Raw genomic sequence first — 725 nt, forward strand, 5'->3', positions numbered from 1 at the left:
CGACAGGGCCGACAGGGGCGACAGGGGCGACGACGAGGCCGAGGCCGAGCGGGACCAGGCCGTGGACCTCCTCATCGGCAGCCCCCTCCCGACCGTCCGCGCCGCCGGCGTCACCGCCCTGCGCCGGGCCGGCCGCACCGCTGAGGGCGTGTCCCACCTGGCCGACCGCTCCCCGCTCGTACGGGCCTGCGCGCGCTGGCTCACCGCCCAGGACGGCGGCGACCCGCACGACCACTACCGCCGCCTGGCCTCCGACCCGTCCGGGTGCTCCCCGCACGCCGTGGCCGGCCTCGCCGAAAGCGGCCGCACCGAGGACGTCCCCCTCCTGCAGGGCCTCCTCGACCACCCCTCCGGCGCCGTGCGCGCCGCCGCGGTGGCCGGGCTCCGCCGCCTGGGCGCCGACCCCGACCGCAGCGCGCTGCTCGCCCTCCTGGACGACCCCTCCCCCGCGGCGGCCCGCGAAGCGGGCCTCAGCCTCCGCCCGGTGGCTGAAGTGCTGGACACCGCGCACCTGCTGTCCCGCTGCACACCCAAACAGCCGCTCCACACCCGCCGAGCGGCATTCCGACTCCTGCTGATCCAGGGCGGCACGGCTGCGAGGCAGGCGGCGGAATCACTGTCGTCGGACTGGGAACCGGCTCTGCGCCACGCGGCCCGCACGTACGCGGCTTTCCACGCCACAGGGGAACGCACGAAGCGGCGGGGGTGGCTGCGGAGGTAGGGGG

The 725-nt window shown here is 77.5% G+C and carries 1 protein-coding gene; it reads left to right on the forward strand.

From position 1 onward, the window contains the following. Positions 1-721: HEAT repeat domain-containing protein (locus EF903_RS33335; protein WP_185902974.1), on the forward strand; the 721-nt coding region annotated here is incomplete at its 5' end. Between the last annotated feature and the right edge of the window lie 4 nt (positions 722-725).

It is taken from the genome of Streptomyces sp. WAC05292 (genome assembly GCF_003949955.1).
GTDB classification, from domain to species: Bacteria; Actinomycetota; Actinomycetes; order Streptomycetales; family Streptomycetaceae; genus Streptomyces; species Streptomyces globosus.